12 protein-coding genes and 3 pseudogenes are annotated in these 18893 nt (G+C 69.6%); 7 read left to right on the top strand and 8 right to left on the bottom strand.

Annotated elements, in window-relative coordinates; translation table 11 throughout:
• Window positions 1-19 precede the first annotated feature (19 nt).
• Window positions 20-985 (bottom strand): annotated as a pseudogene (locus tag N4G47_RS19670) (LysR family transcriptional regulator); the annotation flags it as partial.
• A 91-nt stretch (window positions 986-1076) separates the two neighbouring features.
• Here N4G47_RS19670 and N4G47_RS19665 point away from each other — a divergent pair.
• Window positions 1077-2084 carry a zinc-binding alcohol dehydrogenase family protein gene (locus N4G47_RS19665; RefSeq protein ID WP_475289699.1) on the top strand — a complete coding sequence of 336 codons (1008 nt, stop codon included), beginning with the start codon at window positions 1077-1079 and terminating at the stop codon, window positions 2082-2084.
• A gap of 162 nt (window positions 2085-2246) precedes the next feature.
• Here N4G47_RS19665 and N4G47_RS19660 read toward each other — a convergent pair whose 3' ends face one another.
• Complete coding sequence (locus N4G47_RS19660) at window positions 2247-2852, bottom strand: glutathione S-transferase family protein (RefSeq protein WP_475289698.1); 606 nt, start codon at window positions 2850-2852, stop codon at window positions 2247-2249.
• A gap of 44 nt (window positions 2853-2896) precedes the next feature.
• Here N4G47_RS19660 and N4G47_RS19655 point away from each other — a divergent pair, with 44 nt between their 5' ends.
• The 3 genes from N4G47_RS19655 (at window position 2897) to N4G47_RS19645 (ending at window position 5609) form a co-directional block, all read left to right on the top strand.
• Window positions 2897-4432 carry a DNA recombination protein RmuC gene (locus tag N4G47_RS19655; RefSeq protein ID WP_475289697.1) on the top strand — a complete coding sequence of 512 codons (1536 nt, stop codon included), beginning with the start codon at window positions 2897-2899 and terminating at the stop codon, window positions 4430-4432.
• 71 nt (window positions 4433-4503) lie between these two features.
• Complete coding sequence (locus tag N4G47_RS19650; protein WP_475289696.1) at window positions 4504-4893, top strand: hypothetical protein; 390 nt, start codon at window positions 4504-4506, stop codon at window positions 4891-4893.
• 170 nt (window positions 4894-5063) lie between these two features.
• A complete protein-coding gene (locus tag N4G47_RS19645) occupies window positions 5064-5609 on the top strand; it encodes a glutathione peroxidase (protein ID WP_107231294.1) in 546 nt (181 codons plus the stop codon).
• Between the two features lie 84 nt (window positions 5610-5693).
• Here N4G47_RS19645 and N4G47_RS19640 read toward each other — a convergent pair whose 3' ends face one another.
• The 6 genes from N4G47_RS19640 to N4G47_RS19615 all read right to left on the bottom strand — a co-directional run bounded on the left by N4G47_RS19640 (window position 5694) and on the right by N4G47_RS19615 (window position 9789).
• Window positions 5694-6557: an MlaA family lipoprotein gene (locus N4G47_RS19640; RefSeq protein WP_475289695.1), complete on the bottom strand. Its 864-nt coding sequence runs from the start codon at window positions 6555-6557 to the stop codon at window positions 5694-5696.
• A gap of 150 nt (window positions 6558-6707) precedes the next feature.
• Window positions 6708-7019: an STAS domain-containing protein gene (locus tag N4G47_RS19635; RefSeq protein WP_107231292.1), complete on the bottom strand. Its 312-nt coding sequence runs from the start codon at window positions 7017-7019 to the stop codon at window positions 6708-6710.
• Window positions 7009-7671 carry an MlaC/ttg2D family ABC transporter substrate-binding protein gene (locus N4G47_RS19630; protein WP_249842399.1) on the bottom strand — a complete coding sequence of 221 codons (663 nt, stop codon included), beginning with the start codon at window positions 7669-7671 and terminating at the stop codon, window positions 7009-7011. The genes N4G47_RS19635 and N4G47_RS19630 overlap by 11 nt, the downstream gene beginning before the upstream one ends.
• Window positions 7668-8192, bottom strand: coding sequence for an outer membrane lipid asymmetry maintenance protein MlaD (gene mlaD, locus N4G47_RS19625; protein ID WP_057495957.1), 525 nt, complete (start codon window positions 8190-8192; stop codon window positions 7668-7670). Before mlaD ends, N4G47_RS19630 begins: the two co-directional genes overlap by 4 nt.
• A 59-nt stretch (window positions 8193-8251) precedes the next feature.
• The gene (locus tag N4G47_RS19620; RefSeq protein WP_107231290.1) at window positions 8252-9001 is read right to left on the bottom strand and encodes an MlaE family lipid ABC transporter permease subunit; all 750 of its coding nucleotides are present in this window, start codon (window positions 8999-9001) and stop codon (window positions 8252-8254) included.
• Window positions 9001-9789, bottom strand: coding sequence for an ABC transporter ATP-binding protein (locus N4G47_RS19615; RefSeq protein WP_107231556.1), 789 nt, complete (start codon window positions 9787-9789; stop codon window positions 9001-9003). The genes N4G47_RS19620 and N4G47_RS19615 overlap by 1 nt, the downstream gene beginning before the upstream one ends.
• 193 nt (window positions 9790-9982) lie before the next feature.
• Between N4G47_RS19615 and recC the strand changes: the two genes are divergently transcribed.
• The 3 genes and pseudogenes from recC to recD all read left to right on the top strand — a co-directional run bounded on the left by recC (window position 9983) and on the right by recD (window position 18878).
• Window positions 9983-13327, top strand: a complete 3345-nt coding sequence (recC, locus tag N4G47_RS19610) for an exodeoxyribonuclease V subunit gamma (RefSeq protein ID WP_475289694.1) — start codon at window positions 9983-9985, stop codon at window positions 13325-13327.
• Window positions 13324-17002 (top strand): annotated as a pseudogene (gene recB, locus N4G47_RS19605) (exodeoxyribonuclease V subunit beta). The gene recC and the pseudogene recB overlap by 4 nt, the downstream one beginning before the upstream one ends.
• Window positions 16999-18878, top strand: a pseudogene (gene recD / locus N4G47_RS19600) (exodeoxyribonuclease V subunit alpha). The pseudogenes recB and recD overlap by 4 nt, the downstream one beginning before the upstream one ends.
• Window positions 18879-18893: the final 15 nt, after the last annotated feature.

Genomic DNA, 18893 nt, shown 5'->3' with positions numbered 1-18893 from the left:
GGCGGTGATCTCTCTTACGGGGGCCGTCATTGTCGGCCAGCACCGGGACGGGCGACAGGGGGCCGGCGCGTCCATCGGGCATGCCAGACAGCAGCGGTTGCAGGTGCTGGCGCAGCTGCGCGTGCAGTTGCCGCACCGCCGGCGAGAACTGCTTGCGGTGCGGGCACACCAGCTGCAGCGGAATGTGGCTGCCAACGCCATCGAGCAGCAGCTGCAGGCGGCCGGCCAGCACGTCTTCGCGCAGGTCCAGCCAGGATTTGTAGGTGATGCCTTCGCCGGCCACCGCCCAGCGCCGCACCACATCGGCGTCGTCGCAGACCAGCGGGCCACGCACCGGCACCACCACGCGGCGCCCGTCGACGTCGAACGACCAGCGATCGTAGGCGCGGCCGCTGAGCTGGTAGACCAGGCAATCATGCTCGCGCAGGTCATCCAGCCGCGCAGGCATGCCACGCCGCTGCAGGTAATCGGGCGAGGCGGCCAGCACACGGCGGTTGCCCTCCAGCAGCGGCAGGGCGACATAGCTGGCGTCATCGAAGTGGCCGATGCGGATCGCCACGTCCACCAGGTCGCGGAACACGTCGGCCACTTCATCGGACAGGCGCAGGTGCAGGCGCAGCCGTGGATGCGCGGCGCGGAACGCGGTCAGCCACGGCAGCAGCAGGTTGCGGCCGAAGTCCGAGGGCGCCGACAGCTGCAGGGTGCCATGCAGCTCGGCGTCCTCGCCCTGCACCCGGGCCTGGCCTTCGCGCAGGGTGGCCAGCACCTCCTGCGCATAGGGCAGGTACAGCGCGCCCTCGCCGGTCAGGCGCAGGCTGCGGGTGGTGCGCACGAACAGGCGCAGGTCCAGCTCGCGCTCCAGCCGCGCCACCGCGGCCGCGACCTGCCCGGGCAGCAGATCGGCTTCGCGCGCGGCCTGCGAGAAGCTGCCCAGCGCAGCGGTGCGGACGAACAACTGCAGGTCGTCGAAGCGGATCATCTTCATTGCTGGAGTGAAAGTGCTGCCCGATTCTGCGCCTTTCTGAAGGGCCGTGCGCGGCGCAACCTGTCGCCTCCTTCCCCACTGGACCGCCACCATGCGCGCCATTGCCTATACCCACGCCGGCCTGCCGATCGAAGATGCCCAGGCCCTGATCGACATCGAACTGGAACTGCCGCAGCCCGGCCCGCGCGACCTGCGCGTGGCGGTGCGCGCGGTGGCGGTCAATCCGGTCGACACCAAGGTGCGCCGCGGCGTGGCCACCGATGGCCCGCGCGTGCTGGGCTGGGATGCGGTCGGCATCGTCGACGCGGTCGGCAGCGAGGTGACCCTGTTCCAGCCCGGCGACGCGGTCTACTACGCCGGTGTGATCGACCGCCCGGGCAGCAATGCCGAGTACCAGCTGGTGGACGAGCGCAGCGTCGGCCGCAAGCCGGCCAGCCTCGACGATGCCGCCGCCGCGGCGTTGCCGCTGACCGCGATCACCGCCTGGGAGCTGCTGTTCGACCGCCTGCGCATTCCCGAAGGCGGTGGCGAGGGCCAGACCCTGCTGGTGATCGGTGCGGCCGGTGGTGTCGGCTCGATCCTGGTGCAGCTGGCGCGGAGGCTGACGAAGTTGACCGTGATCGGCACCGCCTCGCGTCCGGATACCCAGGACTGGGTGTACGCGATGGGCGCCCACCACGTCATCGACCACAGCCTGCCGCTGGCCGAGGGCCTGGCACGGCTGGGCATCAGCGAGGTGCAGCACGTGGCCAGCCTGACCCATTCGGACCAGCACTACACGCAGATTGTCGAGCTGCTGGCGCCGCAGGGCCAGTTCGGTCTGATCGATGATCCGGGCCAGGTGGATGTGATGGCGCTCAAGCGCAAGGCGCTGTCGCTGCACTGGGAGTCGATGTTCACCCGCCCGCTGTACAGGACGGCGGACATGCAGCGCCAGCACGAGCTGTTGAACCGGGTGGCCGAGCTGATCGACGCCGGTGTGCTGCAGACCACCCTCGGCGAGCACTTCGGCCGCATCGACGCGGCCAACCTGCGGCGCGCCCATGCGCTGCTGGAGAGCCACCGCGCCAAGGGCAAGATCGTGCTGGAAGGCTGGTAACGCGAAGTGCCTTCTGTAGAGCCGAGCCCGCGCTCGGCTGCTGGCCGCGTATGGGCGTCAGCCGAGCATGGGCTCGGCTCTACAGCGCTTCATCCATGCCTGGCGTGGATCTACCGTGTCGACCAAGGGCGACACCTACCCACCGCGGGCGGGGCCCCTGCCTCAGGCCACGCCGTTGTCGACGTGTTCGGCGAAGCCGGGCTGCTGGCGCAGGCGCTCGAACCAGGCCTCCACGTTCGACAGTGCAGGCCTGTCGCCGGGTGTGCTGCGCCAGCGCTGGGTCGACAGGCCCAGCACGAGGTCGGCCAGGGTGAACGCACGGCCGGCGACATGGGCCCGGCCATCGGCCAGCTGCGCGTCGAGCACGCCCATCAGCCGGCTCCACTGCGCCCAGCTGGCCTCGGCGCGGGCATCATCCGGGTAGTCCGGGTGTTGCCGTACCCGGGCCATGAACACCTGGCGCCAGGCACTGTTGAGGTCGCTGGCCTGCCAATCCATCCACTGCTCCACCTGCGCACGCGCCTGCAGCGCAACCGGCAGCAGGTCGTCGCGGCCGGCGCGGGCGGCCAGGTAGCGGCAGATGCTGTTGGACTCCCACAGCACGAAGCCTCCGTCGCGCAGCACCGGCACCTGCCGGTTCGGGTTGAGCGCGGCCAGCAGGTCCGCTGGCGGTGCCGGTTCGTGCTGCACCGGTTGATCCAGCCCGGCGCATAGCCACAGCACCTTGCGCACGTTGATCGAGGTCGGCTTTCCGTACAGTTCCAGCATGGCCCGGCGCAGCGTTTGAGACGGTGCCAGCCTACACTTGCCCCATGCAAACCGAATCCCTGCTCATCGGCGGCCTTCTATTGGCCGTGCTCATCCTGCAGCTGGTCGCCCTGCTGCGGCGCCCGCCCCACGACCGCCTGGAACAGGCGGTGCGCGAGGAGGCGCGGGCCGGGCGCAGCGAACTGCGCGAACAGCTGGACACCTTCGCCCGCGCGCTGACCGATCTGTCCACGCGTACCGACCAGCGGCTGGACCTGCTGCGCGAGGCCCTGGGCGAGGACGCCCGCAAGGCGCGCGCCGAGTCCGCAGAAAGCCAGCAGCGCGGCGCTGCATTGATGGGCCAGCGCCTGCAGGAACTGCGTGGCCAGCTGGATACCTTTGGCCAGCAGCAGGAGGCGCGCATCCATGCCTTCGGCCAGCAGCTGCAGGAACTGACCACGCGCACCGACAGCCAGCTCGGTGCCCTGCGCCAGACCCAGGTGGACGATGCACGCAAGGGCCGCGAGGAGGGCGCGCAGTCGCAGCAGCGCCTGACCGAGAACCTGGGCCAGCGGCTGCAGGAGCTGACCCAGCGCAACGAGCAGCGTATCGCCGAGATGCGCACGACGCTGGAAGAGCAGCTGCGCGCGCTGCAGAGCGACAACGCACAGAAGCTGGAACAGATGCGCGTGACCGTGGACGAGAAGCTGCAGTCCACCCTGGAAACCCGTCTGGGCCAGTCCTTCAAGCTGGTCTCCGAGCGCCTGGAGCAGGTCCAGCGCGGCCTCGGCGAGATGCAGCAGCTGGCCACCGGCGTGGGCGACCTCAAGCGCGTGCTGACCAACGTCAAGACGCGCGGCAGCTGGGGTGAAGTGCAGCTGGAGAACATCCTCGAGCAGACCCTGATCCAGGAGCAGTACGCGCGCGCGGTGAAGGTACGCCCGGACAGCGGGGAAATGGTCGACATCGCCGTGCGCCTGCCGGGGCGCAGCAGCGACGACACGCCGGTGTGGCTGCCGATCGACTCCAAGTTCCCGCGCGAAGACTATGAGCGCCTTCTGGACGCGCAGGAGCAGGGCGACGCAGAACTGGTGCGCGTGCAGGGCGCGCAGCTGGAGCGCGCGGTGAAGGTGCAGGCCAAGTCCATCTGCGAGAAGTACATCGTGCCGCCGCACACCACCGATTTCGCGGTGATGTTCCTGCCGACCGAAGGGCTGTATGCCGAGGTGATCCGCCGCCCCGGCCTGGTGGACCTGCTGCAGCGCGACCATCGCGTGGTGGTCGCCGGGCCGACCACCATCACCGCACTGCTCAACAGCCTGCAGATGGGTTTCCGCACCCTGGCCATCGAGAAGCGGTCCAGCGAAGTGTGGAGCCTGCTGGGTGCGGTGAAGACCGAGTTCGGCAAGTTCGGCGACGTGCTCGACAATGTGAAGGCCAAGCTCGATCAGGCCAGCAAGCAGATCGACCAGACCGGCGTGCGCACCCGCGCGATCGCCCGCAAGCTGCGCGATGTCGAATCGCTGCCGGTCGAGCAGAGCCGGCAGCTGCTGCCCGATGCGCTGTCGGCCGACGACAATGGCGACGGTGAAGAAGCCTGAGCCACGCTGACACGCCGCCTGCATCGTCCATGCGTATGCTGGCGACCTGTCCGCCGCGTTCGGGTGCCGCCATGCGTTCTCGCCTCTGTATCTGCCTGCTCCTGTCCGCCGTGCTCGCCGCCTGCAGCAGTGCGCCACCGGCTGCGCCCGCTGCGGACGCAGCCGACAGCCCGCAGGCCGCCGAGGCCTACCAGGAGGCACGCGATGTCGACTGCCAGGCCGCCGGCGGCACGCTGCAACGGCTCGGCCGCCTGCAGCGGCTGCAGTGCGTGATTCCCTATGCCGACGCCGGCAAGGCCTGCAGCCGCAAGAGCGATTGCACGGGCCAGTGCCTGGCCACCGGCGAAGTGGCCGCCGGTAGCGCCACCACCGGCACCTGCCAGCGCGATGCCCGCCAGAACTTCGGCTGCCGCCAGCGCATTGATGAAGGCAAAGCGCAGGGCACGATCTGCGTGGATTGATGGGATTGCCGGCCAGCGGCCGGCATCGATTGACGGTAGTGCCGGCCGCTGGCCGGCAACCACAACAACGATCGCGACCGCGCGTGAATCCCGTCGAGCAAGCTCGACGCTACGGGCAGCGCACGGCGCTATGCTGGTGGGCCATTCCCCGCCGTAGCCGGAGCCCCCGCGTGAGCACCCCGATCCAGGACATTTCCCTCACCACCATCGACGGCCAGCCGTCCACGCTTGCCGATTACCAGGGCAAGGTCCTGCTGCTGGTCAACGTCGCCTCCAAGTGCGGCCTGACCCCGCAGTACGAAGGCCTGCAGGCGCTGTATGCGGAAAAGCACGCGCAGGGCCTGGAAGTGCTGGGCTTCCCCGCCAACAACTTCCTGGGCCAGGAACCGGGCAGCGAGGCGGAGATCCAGCAGTTCTGCCAGCTCACCTACGATGTCACCTTCCCGATGTTCTCCAAGATCAGCGTGGCCGGCGAAGACACCCACCCGCTCTACCAGCAGCTGACCGCCGCGCAGCCGCAGTCGATCGGTGAAGGCCCGCTGCGCGAGCGCCTGGCCAGCAAGGAGATTCCGATCCACGCCGCGCCGGCGGTGCTGTGGAACTTCGAGAAGTTCCTGGTCGGTCGCGATGGCAAGGTCATTGCCCGCTTCGCCCCGGACGTGGCCGCCGATGACGCGCGCCTGCGCGAAGCCATCGAGGCCGCGCTGGCGGCCTGATCACAGCGTGCCAACCAAGGTTGGCACCTACCGCCAAAGAAAAACCCCGCCGAGGCGGGGTTTTTCATGCGCCGACGAGTGACCTCAATGGGTCCACTGCGGCATCGGCATCGCATCAACCGGGATCGGCGAGTTGGCATCGTCGTGGCCGCGGTCGCGCTTGCTGCGCAGATCGTTCTCGATCTGGTAGTTGCGGCGCTGCATCCACGCATCGCGCACCAGCGAGTACTCGTCCACGGCAGTGTCGCGCAGATCGTCGATCGCCAGCAGCTGTGCGCGCGTATCGACCAGCTGCAGGCCCTGCAGGCCGATGCGCAGCTTGTCTTCTTCGACGCGGCGCATCGGCGACAACGGGATGTCACCGGCCAGGCCGAACACATCGCGCACGGTCCGCGGGCCGAAGAACGGCAGTTCCACGTAACGCGAACGACGCCAGCCCCAGGCGCCCAGGGTCTGGCCGAAGTCTTCGTTGCGACGCGGCACCATCGCCTTGCTGGCCGGATCGAACAGGCCGCCGATGCCCAGCGTGCTGTTCATCAGGAAGCGGCCGAGGCTGTCCCATGCATCGGCGCCACGGCCCTGCAGCAGCTGGTTGGTGATGGTCACCGGTGCGCGCAGGTTGCTGAAGAAGTTGCTCACGCCGGTACGCGCGAAGCGTGGCACCACGTGGGTGTAGGCGGTGGCCAGCGGACGGGCGATGCCACGGTCGACCGCGTTGTTGAACTTGTGCACCTTGCGGTTGAACGGTTCCCACGGGTCATAGGCGGCCGCGCTGCCGGTGTTGTTGGTGCCACCGTACAGGGCATCGAAATCGTCATCACCGCCCGGTGCGGTGGCCGCTGCGGTCCTGGCCGCATCGGTATCGGCACCGGCAACAGGTGGCGCCGGCGAGGCCGTAGCGGCAGCCGGCGGAGCGGCCACCGGCGTCACCGGTGCCGCCTCGGCCATGCCGGTATCGGCGGTGGCCGGGGCCTCGGCGGTCGAGCTGGCCGGAACGACGGTGCTGGCGGCCGGTGCATCGCTGCGTGCGGGCTTGCCGGCACAGGCGGTCAGCGCGGTGGCCAGGACGATCAGGGAAAAGCGCGTACGACGTTCATGTCAGCTCGCAGCAGAAGTTGCAGTGAAATCCAGGTCGGGCGACAGCCGGTAGGCTGCGCTCAGCTCGTTGAAGCCCGCCGGTACGCCGGAAATCGCCAGCGGGTGACCGGCCTTGCGTGCGCGCGCCGAAAGCTCGGCGAGCAGGGCCAGGCCGGCGCTGTCCACGCGCTCGACCTCGCCCAGCTCCAGCCGTGCCAGCTTGGCCGGCAGCGCCTGCAGCTGCGGCCACAGCGCGATCACCGCGGCACGGTCAAGCAGACCGCGCAGGCGCAGGGTGTCGCCCTCCAGCAGCGCCAGTGCGTTACTTGCCATTGCCCGTGGGCCCGGCCTGCATGCTGCCGCTGCGCAGGTCGCTGGCCACCTGCTTGATGCCCTTCTGGCGCAGCGGGGTGTCGAACTGGTTGCGGAAGGTCTGCACGTAGGAAATGCCTTCGATATTGACGTCGAAGATCTTCCACTGGCCATTCACGTTGCGCATCCAGTATTCGACCGGGGTCGGCTCGTTGCCGGCGCGCACCAGCTCGGTGCTCACGCGCACGCCGCGGTTGCCCGGCAGCGGGCTCTCACCTTTCAGGCGGAAGCTGGGCTTGCCCTGGATGTTGAGCAGGGTCGAGCCGTAGCGCTGCATCAGGCTGTCGGCCATGGCATCGGCAAACAGCTTGATGTCCGCGTCCGAAGCGCCGCGGGCGTGCGGGCCCAGCACCAGGCGCGCGGCGTAGTCGCGGTCGAAGGTGCGGGTCAGTTCGCTGTCGATGTAGCTGCGCAGGCTGGCCGGGTTGCTGGTGAACTCGCTCTTGCGCTGCTGCAGGGTGGCCAGGATGCGGCTGCTGGCGTCGATCACCACCTTGCCGGCCTGGCCCTGGGTTGCGGCTGCGGCGGGGGCGGCGGCCTGTGCCTGGGCGAGGAACGGGGTGGCCACCAGCAGCGCCGAGGCGAGCAGGGCCGGGATCAGTTTCATCTTCATGGTTGCGGTTCCGTTGCAGGCGCCTGCGCGCCATCGTTGGGCTTCTGAGCAGCGCCGCCACCGGCGCCGCCACTGAACATGTACTTGCCGACCAGCTGGATCAGGTCCACCGCCGGCTGGGTGAAGACGATCTCGTCGCCGGCCTTGAGCACCTCCGGATCACCGCCCGGCTGCAGACCGATATAGCTCTCGCCGAGCAAACCACTGGTGAAGATGCCGGCCGAGGTGTCCGCCGGCAGGTCCTTGACCTTGCTGTCCATGCGCAGGGTCACGATGGATTCGAACTTCACCGGGTCCAGGTCGATCGCGGCGACCTGGCCGACGGTGACGCCGCCGATCTTGACCGGCGCCTGCTTGCGCAGTTGGCCGACCTGGGAAAAGCGTGCCTTCAGCTCATAGCCGTCGCTGCCCCAGCTCCAGCGCTGGTTGGTCGAGGCCACGGCCAGCACCATCAGCGAGGCCAGGGCCAGCAGCAGGAAAGCGCCGACGGAGAATTCGAGTCTGGGACCGCGGATGGCCATGTGGATTACCTGATCGAGTCGTGGTGGCCGCGCGCGCCTGCGCACCGCCGGTGGAGGGGTTAGGTGAACAACATTGCCGACAGCACGAAGTTGAACATCAGCACCAGCAGCGAGGCGTTGACCACCGCCCGGGTGGTCGCCACCGAGGTGCCCTCGATGGTCGGCTCGGCGTGGAAACCAACGTAGGCGGCAACCAGCGCGGCGGTGCCGCCGAAGATCGCCGACTTCAGCATCGCCACGCCGAAGTCATCCCAGAAGTCCACGCTGTTGCGCAGCGCCGACCAGAACACACCATTGTCCAGGCCCAGCACGTGCACCGCTTCGAAGTAGCTGGCACTGATTGCCAGCGAACAGAAGACGCCGGTCAGCAGTGGCACGGTCAGCACGGCCGCCCAGAAACGCGGCGCCACGGCCTTGGCCACCGGGTCGATCGCCATCAGCTCCAGCGCCTTGATCTGGTCGGTGGCGCGCATCAGGCCCAGTTCGGCGGCGATCGAGCTGCCGGCGCGGCCGATGAACAACAGCGCGGTCAGCACCGGCGCCAGCTCGCGGTACAGCGACAGGCCGAGCAGGGTCGACAGCGCGTCGGCCGCACCGAAGGTGGTCAGCGTGCGATAGCCCTGCAGGGTCAGTACCAGGCCGACGAAGGCACCGCCGACGGCGATGATCGGCAGCGAGCGCGCGCCGATCTTGTAGATCTCGCGGGTCAGCTCGGCCAGGAAGTCGCGCGTGGGCAATGAACCGCGCAGCACGGTCAGCGAGAACAGGCCGGCGCGGCCCAGCGAACGGGTGGCTTGCACGAATGGCATCAGGCAACCCTCGCGCGCGGCGCGGCATCGAACGGAATGGGGCCATCGGGCTGGCCATGCAGGAACTGCCGCAGCAGCGGGTCCTGGCTGGACTGCAGCGCCTCGGGCGTGCCCTGGAAGACGATGCCGCCATTGGCGATCGCGATCACCTGGTCGCAGATCGGCAGGGTCTCGTGCACGTGGTGGCTGACGATGATGCTGGTCAGGCCCAGGCTGTGGTTGAGGCGCTGGATCAGGCTCATGATCACCCCGGAGGCGATCGGGTCCAGCCCGGTCAGCGGCTCGTCGTAGATCATCAGCGGCGGGTCCAGCGCCAGCGCACGGGCCAGCGCCACGCGGCGCGCCATGCCGCCGGACAGCTCACGCGGCCAGGCATCGGCGGCGGCCAGCAGGCCCACCGCATGCAGCTTCATCTCCACCAGCCGGCGCAGCACGGCCCTGGGCAGGCGTGTATGCGTGCGCAGCGGCAGCTCGACGTTCTCAGCCACGGTAAGGTCGGTCAGCAGGCCGTTGCCCTGCAGCAGCACGCCCACGCTCTTGCGCATCTCCAGCAGTGCACCGCTGTCGTGCGGGATGGGCTTGCCGAACAGCGTGACCTCACCGGCGACCGGGCGCAGCTCGCCGGTCAGTGCCGCCAGCAGGGTCGACTTGCCGCTGCCGGACGGGCCGAGCACGGCGGTGATGCTGCCCGTGGGCACCTGCAGCGAGACGTCGCGCAGGATCGTGCGCCCGCTCCGGTCGATGCGGACGTTGGACAACTGCACCAGACTGGAGGCGGAAGCCGACATGGGCACCATTAACGTTTTTTAGACATCGAAGGATCGGGTCAGTCGGCTGAACAAAAGCAGACTGGACGGTCCAGTATTGTTGCACGACAAGGGCTCGCCCGGCCCGGGACAATCGGCGGGGGCGCCGGAACAATCCGTACCGGTGACGGCATCGGCCATTGAATACGGCTTGCGGTGCTGCACACTGTGCACGATGAGTGACCCGGGCAGCGACTTCCGCCTCTACCATTCCAACTCCCTGGACGTGCTGGCCGCGCTGCTGGCGCGCAACGTGCGTGCGCCGGTTCCGGGCCAGCCGCTGCTCGCCCCGGAAGTGGTGCTGATTCCGCAGGTGGCGATGCGGCGCTGGCTGCAGGCGACACTGGCCGCCGAGTACGGCGTGGCCGCCAATCTTGAGTTCCTCACGCCCGGTGAGTTCGTGGCGCGTGCACTCAACGCCAATGTGCCGGGCGAACACGACGATCTGGATGCCGCCGGCCTGCACTGGAAGCTGTACCAGGCACTGCGTGATCCGTCCCTGTTGGCGCAACCGCCGATGCGCGCACTGCAGAGCTACCTTGCCGGCGACGATGCACTCAAGCCCTGGGCGCTGGCCGGGGAGCTGGCCTCGGTATTCGAGAAGTACCAGGCCTGGCGCCGCGACTGGCTGCTGCGCTGGGAGGCCGGCGCCGACCCGGCCGACCCGCAGGCGATCCTCTGGCGCACCATCGCCGGTGGCCACGACTACCGCGCGCGCCGCATCCAGGCCTACCTGGACCGCTTCGAGGGCGCCGGCCAGCCGTTGCCACAGGGCTTGCCGCTGCGCATGTCCGCGTTCGCAACGCTCAACATCTCACCCGACGTGCTGCGGGTGATGGCGACCCAGGCGCGGGTGGGCGAACTCCACTTCTACATGCCCACCCCGGTGCAGTCGTACTGGGGCGACCTGCAGACGCTGGCCGAGCGCCTGCGCAGCGGCGCGCCAGACCCCTTCGGCGAGGCCGCCGGCGAGAACCGTCTGCTGGAAGCCTGGGGCGCGGCAGGGCGCGACTTCATGGCCGTGCTGGGCAGCTACGAGGTGGTACACCCGGCCGGCGAGATCGCCGCCTATTCCGATCCGGAAGACGACACCCGGCCGAGCCTGGACGACGGCGGCCTGTCCGACAGCCTGTTGCACCGCCTGCAGCGTGACCTGTTCCATCGCCGCGCGCTGCCTTCGGGCGAGTTGCGCGACGGATTGCGCAGCGACGACCCCAGCCTGCAGGTGCACGCCTGCCATACCCGCCTGCGCGAGCTGCAGGTACTGCATGACCAGCTGCGCAGCCTGCTGCAGGACGCCCGCTTCGACCCGCCGCTGCAGGCGCGTGAGATCGCGGTGCTGGCGCCGGATATCGACCCGTACGTGCCCTACCTGGAAGCGGTGTTCGGTGGTCGCGCCGGCGAGGACGAGCACATTCCCTATGCGCTGGCCGACAGCAGCCCGCTGGCCGGCGAGCCGCTGGCCGATGTGTTCGTGCACCTGCTGGGCCTGCCGGTCTCGCGCTTCGGCCTGAACGAAGTGCTGGACCTGCTGGCCAGCGCGCCATTGGCCGAAGCGGCCGGGCTGGAAGCGGTGGACTTCGATCGCCTGCACGGCTGGCTGCAGCAGGCCGGCGCGCGCTGGGGCCTGGATGCCCGGCACCGCCACCAGCACCAGGCGCCGGCCGACGATGCCTACACCTGGCAGTTCGCACTGGACCGCTTGCTGCTGGGCCACGCCACCGGCAGCGAGGCCGACCTGGCCGGGGTGGCACCGTGGATCGAGCTGGAAGGCGGCGCGCTGGAGGCGCTGGACCGGCTGCTGCGGCTGCTGCGCGTGCTGGCGATCTATCAGCGTCGCCTCGGCGAGCTGCTGACCCCGACGCAGTGGCGGCAGCGCCTGCTGTCGCTGCTCGATGCGCTGCTGCCGGTCGCGCCCAGCTCGCCCAACAGCCAGCGTGCGCTGGAGCGCCTGCGCAGGCTGCTCAACCAGTTTGCCGAAGACGCTGCCAAGGCCGGTTTCGACGAGGGCGTGCCACCGGAGGTGGTGCGCGCACACTTTGCCGGTGCACTGGGCGAGGCCGATACGCGTGCGCCGCTGTTGACCGGTGGCATCAGCTTTGGCCGCATGGTGCCGATGCGCCTGCTGCCGTTCCGGGTGATCTGCGTGCTGGGCCTGAATGATGGCGATTTCCCGCGCCGCGATCCGGCCGCGGGCCTCAACCAGCTCACCGCCGAGCTGGATACACCGCGCCGCCGTCCGGGCGACCGCTCCACCCGCGAGGATGATCGCTTCCTGTTCCTGCAGCTGTTCGCCGCCGCGCAGGAGGTGTTCTATCTCAGCTACCTGGGCGCCGATCCGCGCGATGGCAGCGTGCGCGAACCGTCGGTGCTGGTCAGCGAGCTGATCGATGCCGCCGCCGCATATCACCTCGATCCGGCGGAGGCGGTGGGTGGTTTCACCGTGCGCCATGCGCTGCAGCCGTTCTCACCGGCGGCGTTCGGCGATGGCGATCCGCGCCGTTTCAGCTACCGCCGCCAATGGCATCCGGCGGCGGGCCGGTTGAGCGGCCAGCGCGGTGGCCTGCCGCCGTGGTTCGATGCGGCGCTGCCGCCACCGCCGGAGGACGCGGTGGAAGACGAGGTTGCGCTCGATAGCCTGCGCCGTTTCCTGTGCGACCCGGCCGGGCAGTTCCTGGCGCAGTCGCTCGGCCTGCGCCTGGCCGATGAGGTTGAAGAGGTGGATGACCTGGAGCCGCTGGTGCTGTCTTCGCGCGGCCCGGAAAAGCGCAGCGTGCAGGCGGCGGTGGTGCGGGCCACGCTCAATGGTGACAGCGAGCCGTTGTACCCGCGGCTGCGCGCGCGCGGCCTGCTGCCCTCCGGTGCGTTGGGCGAGCGCCAGTTCGAGGTGGAGCAGCTGAAGACCCGCCCGTATGCCAGCGCCCTGCTGGGCTGGATGCAGGGCCAAGCGCTGGAAAGCCGCCGTTATGAGGTGAACATCGATGGCGTGCGCCTGCACGGCCGGATCGCCGACCGCCATCCCGAGGGCCTGGTGCGCCTGCGCGCCGGCACCCTCAACGGCAATGCGGTGATCCGCCAGGGCCTGGATTGGCTGTTGGCCAATGCCGCCGGTGATGCCTTGCCACTGGTGCAGTTCCACGACGGCGGCGATGCCGGGCCGGGCCCGCATGTGCAGCCGGCGCTGAGCGTGTCGGCAGCACGCGCGGCGTTGGGTGCGTTGCTGCAGCTGCGCCAGCGCGGCCTGCGCGAACCGCTGCGCTTTGCGCCCTATACCGGCTGGGTGCTGTACAGCACCGCGGGCGAGAAACAGCGCAGCGAAGGCTGGAAGCAATGGCATGGCAGCGATCGCAGCTGGGGTGAATCCAGCAGCGACGCCTGGCAGCTGCTGCTGCGCGGTGCCGATCCGTTCGCCACCGATGCCAGCTATGCCGATCTGCTGCGCAACAGCCAGGTGGTCTTCAGTGCGGTACGCGAAGGCCGCACTCTTGGTACGGATGCACGCCAGGAGGGCAGCGAATGAACAACGTCATCGTGGACGACGGCATCGACCGCTCCGGCGGTGATCCCTACCTGGCGCTGCCGCTGGATGGCATCCGCCTGATCGAGGCCAGCGCCGGTACCGGCAAGACCTTCACCCTGGCCACGCTGTTCACCCGCCTGGTGGTGGAGCAGGGCCTGCGCATCGGCCAGATCCTGGCGGTGACCTTCACCGATGCCGCCACCCAGGAACTGCGCAAGCGCATCCGCGAGCGCCTGGCGCTGGCGGCGCGGCTGGTCGATCTGGAGCCGGCCGCGGGCGAAGCGCCGGATGTGCGCCTCACTCGCGAGGCGCTGCAGCGTCATCTGCAGGGGGCGGCGAAAGCGCGCCGGCATTGAAGCGCCGCCTGCAGTTGGCCGCCGACGAGATCGACCTCGCCTCGATCTTCACCATCCATGGTTTCTGCACCCGCGTGCTGCGCGAGCATGCGCTGGAGAGCGGCCACACCTTCGACCCGCCGGAACTGCTGGCCAGTGACCGCGAGCTGCTGGAGGAACTGGCGGCGGACCTGTGGCGTGTGCATGCCAATGATCCGGTCACGCTGGAGCCGCTGACCTGGCTGTGGTCCACCCCGGACGCGCTGGCCGCCGATCTGCGCGCGCTGCTGGCTGCGCCGCCTTTGCACCCGTTGCCGCAGCCGGTGGCGCTGGCCGATCCGCATGCCGCCCTGCAGGCTGCTGCAATAGAGTTGTCCGCACGCGTGCGCGAGCATGGCGAGCAGTTCTTCATCGACCTCTGCGATGCGGTCGACAACAAGTGGATCAACGGCGTGTCCTACAAGCTGGGCTGGCTGCACCCGCTGGGCCGGCAGCTGCTGGCCTGGGCCGAGCGTGGCGATGCGAGCGAGCTGCTGGCCAGCGAACGCCTGCCGGCACTGCTGCCGGACGCGCTGGCCGCCAAGACCAACAAGAAATTCACCGAGCGCACGCCGTCGTCGCCGCTGCAGGCGCCGTTGGCGCGCTATGTCGCGTTGCTGGCCGAACGCGATGCCTGGTTGCGCGGCACTGCGCTGAACTTCCTGCACCGCCTGCGCGAAGAAGCCACGCAGCGCCTGCAGGCACTGAAGCGCACGCGCCGGGTGCAGACCTACGATGACCTGATCGATGGCGTGGCGTTGGCCCTGGAAGGCCCGCAGCGGCTGGCACTGGTCCGGCAGCTGCGCGCGCAGTACCGCATCGCGCTGGTCGATGAGTTCCAGGATACCGACGACCGCCAATGGGGCATCTTCCACACCGTGTTCGGCGATTCGCCGGAGGTGCGCGAGCTGGGCCTGGCGCCGGCGCTGTTCCTGATCGGTGACCCGAAGCAGGCCATCTATGGCTTCCGCGGCGGTGATATCCACACCTACCTGAAGGCCAAGCAGGCGGCGCAGCAGGCGCCGGTGCTGGACCAGAACTTCCGTTCGCGCCCGGCCGTGCTGCGCGCGTTGCAGGCGCTGTATGACAACGGCGGCGAGGACGCCTTCCTCGAACGCGACATCCAGTTCGAACCGGTACGCCCTGGCGGCGTGCGCGGCGATGATGATTACCTGCGCGACGGCCTCTGCGCCCCCGGCTTGACCCTGCGAGTGCTGCGCAGCGGCGGCGACAAGGCAATGAGCGCCGACGCCTCGCGCGAGGCGGCCACCCGGGCCTGCGTCGCCGCCATCCACCAGACCCTGGTCGACGCGCGCGCCGGCAGGGCCGTGCTGCGCGGGCGACCGGTGCAGCCGGGTGACATCGCCGTGCTGGTGCGTTCGCACCGCGAGGCTACCCTGGTGCAGCGCGCGCTGGCCGCGGCCGGCATTCCGGCGGTGGCGGCCGGCAAGCAGAGCCTGTTCGCCACGCCTGAAGCGCGTGATCTCCGTGCGCTGCTGCTGGCACTGCTGCAACCGGCTGACGAAGGCCGCCTGCGCGCAGCGCTGGCCACGGTACTGCTCGGCCAGCGCGCCAGTGCGATCGCCGCAATGGAGCGCGAAGGCGATCTGCAACGCCAATTCCAGGCGCAGCTGCTGCAGTGGCGCGAGCGCTGGCAGCGCGGCGGACCGTTTGCGGTGATCGCCGATGTGTGTGCCGAACAGGGCGAACGCCTGCTGGCGCTGATCGACGGCGAACGTCGCCTGACCAACTACCTGCAGCTGGGCGAACTGCTGCAGGAGGCCTCGGCGCAGGCGCTGGGCATGCACGGCCTGCTGGATTGGCTGCAGGGCCAGATGGCCAGCGCCGACCAGGATGACGAACAGCAGCTGCTGCGCCTGGAGTCGGACGCGCGCCGGGTGCAGATCATCACCCTGCACAAGAGCAAGGGCCTGGAGTACCCGCTGGTGTTCCTGCCCTTCGTCGGCATCGACGGCGGCGCCCCCAACACGGCGGCGCACTGCACGGTGCATGTGGACGGCCAGCGCCAGCTGCACTGGAAGCTGGACAGGGACGAGGCCTGGGAAGCGGCCAGTGCCCAGCGCGAACGCGAGCAGCGCGCCGAGGATGCGCGCCTGCTGTACGTCGGCCTGACCCGTGCCGAGCACGCGCTGTGGATCGCCGTGGGCGAGCTGGCCGGGCTGGGAAAGACGCGCCTGGCCCCCTGCTGGGCGACCTGCAGGTGCTGCGTGCGCAGGCCGATGTAAGTGTCGATGACAGTGAAGTGCCCGCCGTCCTGCCGCCGCTGGCCGCCGAGGTGGAAGGTGACCTACCGGCCGTGCGCGCGCTGAGCCGGCGCGTGCCGCACGACTGGTGGGTGTACAGCTTCACCCAGCTGGCGCACGCCGATGCTGGCGCCGGCGACGATATCGAAGCGGCCGCCACCGAACTGCCAGCACCGGCGGCCGACGAACCGGCCGGCCCGGAACTGCCGCTGGAACCGGCATTGCCGGAGCCGGCCGCAGCCGCCGAAGACAGCACACCGCTCGACCCGCGTTTCATGGGCAGCCGCTTCGGCAACGTGCTGCATGAGGCGATGGAGAACGTCGACTTCGCCGCCTGGGCGGATTGGCAACCGGGCCTGGACGCGCCCGAAGGGCAGGCCGAGGTGCTGCGCAGGGCGCTGCACGACGAAGGCTATGCCGACGCCGATCTGGACGATGGCGTGGCGGTGCTGGTGCCGTTGGTGGGCCACACGCTGACCGTGCCGCTGCCCGAGGGCGGCGCACTGCACAGCCTCGGCGAAGGCGAGCGCCGCGCCGAAATCGACTTCCACTTCGCCATCGAGGCCACCACCGTGCCGGCGTTGCTGCAGGTGCTGCACGCACATGGTGTTTCCAGCGCGCGGCGTGGCTTCGGCCACCGCCGCCGCCTGGAAGGACTGATGACCGGCATGATCGACCTCACCTATGTGCGTGATGGCCGCTGGTACGTGCTCGACTACAAGTCCAACCGCCTGCCCGGCTACAGCCCGGACCTGCTGGCCATCGCCATGCGCCACAGCGAATACGACCTGCAGGCGCTGATCTACACCGTGGCCCTGCATCGCTGGCTGCGCTTCCGCCTGGGCGCAGCCTACGACTACGAGCGCGACATGGGTGGCATCCGCTACCTGTTCTGCCGCGGACTGGATGGCACTGGCAACGGCATGCATGTGGACCGCTTCCCGCTGGCACTGGTGGATGCACTGGACGCGCTGTTCGCCGGTGGCGAGCAGGCCCAGGCCGAACTGGCGGCGCGTGCGCGGGGAGCCAGCGCATGAGCCTGTTGAAGGAACTGCACCAGAAGGGTCTGCTGCGCACTCTTGACCATGCACTGGCGACCAGCCTGCAACGGCTGCGCGAGGACACGCCTGAGAGCGTGGCGCTGGCGGCGGCACTGGCCTCGCTGGCGGTAGCGCAGGGCCACGCCGGCTTCGATCCGGCGCAGCCGCAGCGCCTGCTGGAAGGTGTGCCGGACTGGCCGGATGCGCAGGACTGGCTTGCCCAGCTGCGAGCATCGCCGTGGGTGGCCACACCGGAGCAGGCCGAGGCCATCGCCGAGGACGTACCGCTGGTGCTGGAGAACGGCCTGCTGTACCTGCGCCGCTACCGCGAGTACGAACGCCAGCTGGCCTCCGGCCTGCAGCGCATCGGCCGCCATCCGCTGCCGGTACCGAACATGAGCGCACTGGCACCGCTGTTCGCGCAGCTGTTCCCGCAGGCATTGGGCAGCGAAGATCACCAGGCGCGTGCCGCCGGCGTGACCCTGCGTCATCCACTGGCGCTGGTCACCGGCGGTCCTGGCACCGGCAAGACCACCACCATCGCGCGCCTGCTGCTGCTGTTGGCTGCGCAGGCCCGGCAGGCCGGCCAGCCGCTGCCCGAGGTGGCCTTGGCCGCACCCACCGGGCGCGCCGCCGAACGCATGGCCGAGAGCCTGCGGCTGGCTGTGCAGCGCCTGCAGGAGGACGGTGTGGACCCGGCGCTGTGCGCGGCATTGCCCAGCACCGGCACCACCCTGCATCGCCTGCTCGGCGTGATTCCGGACTCGCCGCGCTTCCGCCACCACGCCGACAATCCGCTGCCGGTGGATGTGGTGGTGGTCGACGAAGCGTCGATGATCGACCTGCCGATGATGGCCAAGCTGGTCGATGCGATCGCCAGCGGTACTCGCCTGATCCTGCTTGGCGATCCCGACCAGCTGCCGTCGGTCGAGGCCGGTGATGTGCTCAGCGCGATCCTGCGCGCCAGCGGCGATGGCATCGGCACCCGCGCCGACGACGCGCAGGCGCTGCATGGCCTGCTGGCACCGGCCACGCTGCAACCCCAGGCCGCACCACGCGCCTTCGCCGGCCGCCGCGTGCAGCTGCAACGTGGTTACCGGCAAAGTGATGCGCTGGACCTGGCGCCGCTGGCGCATGCCGTGCGCGAAGGCGACAGCAGCACGGCATTGCAGCTGCTGCGTGGAGGGTCGCTGGCGGGCGTGCACTTCCACGAAGGTGAGGCCGATCCATTGCGCGGCCAGCGCGAGCATCTGCTCGGCCATTGGCGCGCGCTGGCCGAGGCGGCCGATCCGGCGCTTGCCCTGCAGCAGGCCGGCCGCCTGCGCGTGCTGACTGCACTGCGCGAAGGACCGCAGGGTGCACGTGGCCTCAACAGCCGTATTGAACAACTGCTGGCTGGCAATACCCCGGGCTACTTCCAGGGCCGCCTGCTGCTGGTCACCGAGAACAGCTACCGGCACCGCCTGTTCAACGGCGATATCGGCATCTGCCTGCGCGATGGCAGCGGCGCGATGGTGGCCTGGTTCCCCGGCGAGACCGTCGAGCAGCCGCGTGCGTTCCACCCGGCCGCACTGCCCGCGCACGAAAGCGCGTTCGCGATGACCGTGCATAAGGCGCAAGGCTCGGAGTTCGACGAAGTGTGGCTGCAGCTGCCGCGCCAGGACAGCCGCGTGCTGTCGCGCGAGCTGGTCTACACCGGCCTGACCCGCGCGCGCCAGGTGCTGCATGTGGCCGGCAGCGCCGACGTGCTGCAGGCCGCGTTGAAGCGCCACGCCAGCCGATTGGGGGTCTGGCCTGGCGGCTGGGTGCGGAAGAGGTGGCCGAAGCACCGGCACGCATCGAGCAACCCACGGTGCAGGGCCAGTTGTTCTGAATCGGGGTCGGATCC

This window comes from Stenotrophomonas sp. GSD10, from assembly GCF_056172695.1.
Note: the sequence above shows the minus strand (reverse complement) of the source record. Positions and strands in the feature narration are given on the sequence as shown.

Coding starts and splice junctions, on each gene's coding strand:
- N4G47_RS19660 (WP_475289698.1), bottom strand. CDS start 2,852: ATGCTGGAACTGTACGGAAAGCCGACCTCGATCAACGTGCGCAAGGTG.
- mlaD (WP_057495957.1), bottom strand. CDS start 8,192: ATGGCCATCCGCGGTCCCAGACTCGAATTCTCCGTCGGCGCTTTCCTG.
- N4G47_RS19650 (WP_475289696.1), top strand. CDS start 4,504: ATGCGTTCTCGCCTCTGTATCTGCCTGCTCCTGTCCGCCGTGCTCGCC.
- N4G47_RS19615 (WP_107231556.1), bottom strand. CDS start 9,789: ATGTCGGCTTCCGCCTCCAGTCTGGTGCAGTTGTCCAACGTCCGCATC.
- N4G47_RS19635 (WP_107231292.1), bottom strand. CDS start 7,019: ATGGCAAGTAACGCACTGGCGCTGCTGGAGGGCGACACCCTGCGCCTG.
- recC (WP_475289694.1), top strand. CDS start 9,983: ATGAGTGACCCGGGCAGCGACTTCCGCCTCTACCATTCCAACTCCCTG.
- N4G47_RS19655 (WP_475289697.1), top strand. CDS start 2,897: ATGCAAACCGAATCCCTGCTCATCGGCGGCCTTCTATTGGCCGTGCTC.
- N4G47_RS19620 (WP_107231290.1), bottom strand. CDS start 9,001: ATGCCATTCGTGCAAGCCACCCGTTCGCTGGGCCGCGCCGGCCTGTTC.
- N4G47_RS19640 (WP_475289695.1), bottom strand. CDS start 6,557: ATGGCCGAGGCGGCACCGGTGACGCCGGTGGCCGCTCCGCCGGCTGCC.
- N4G47_RS19630 (WP_249842399.1), bottom strand. CDS start 7,671: ATGAAGATGAAACTGATCCCGGCCCTGCTCGCCTCGGCGCTGCTGGTG.
- N4G47_RS19665 (WP_475289699.1), top strand. CDS start 1,077: ATGCGCGCCATTGCCTATACCCACGCCGGCCTGCCGATCGAAGATGCC.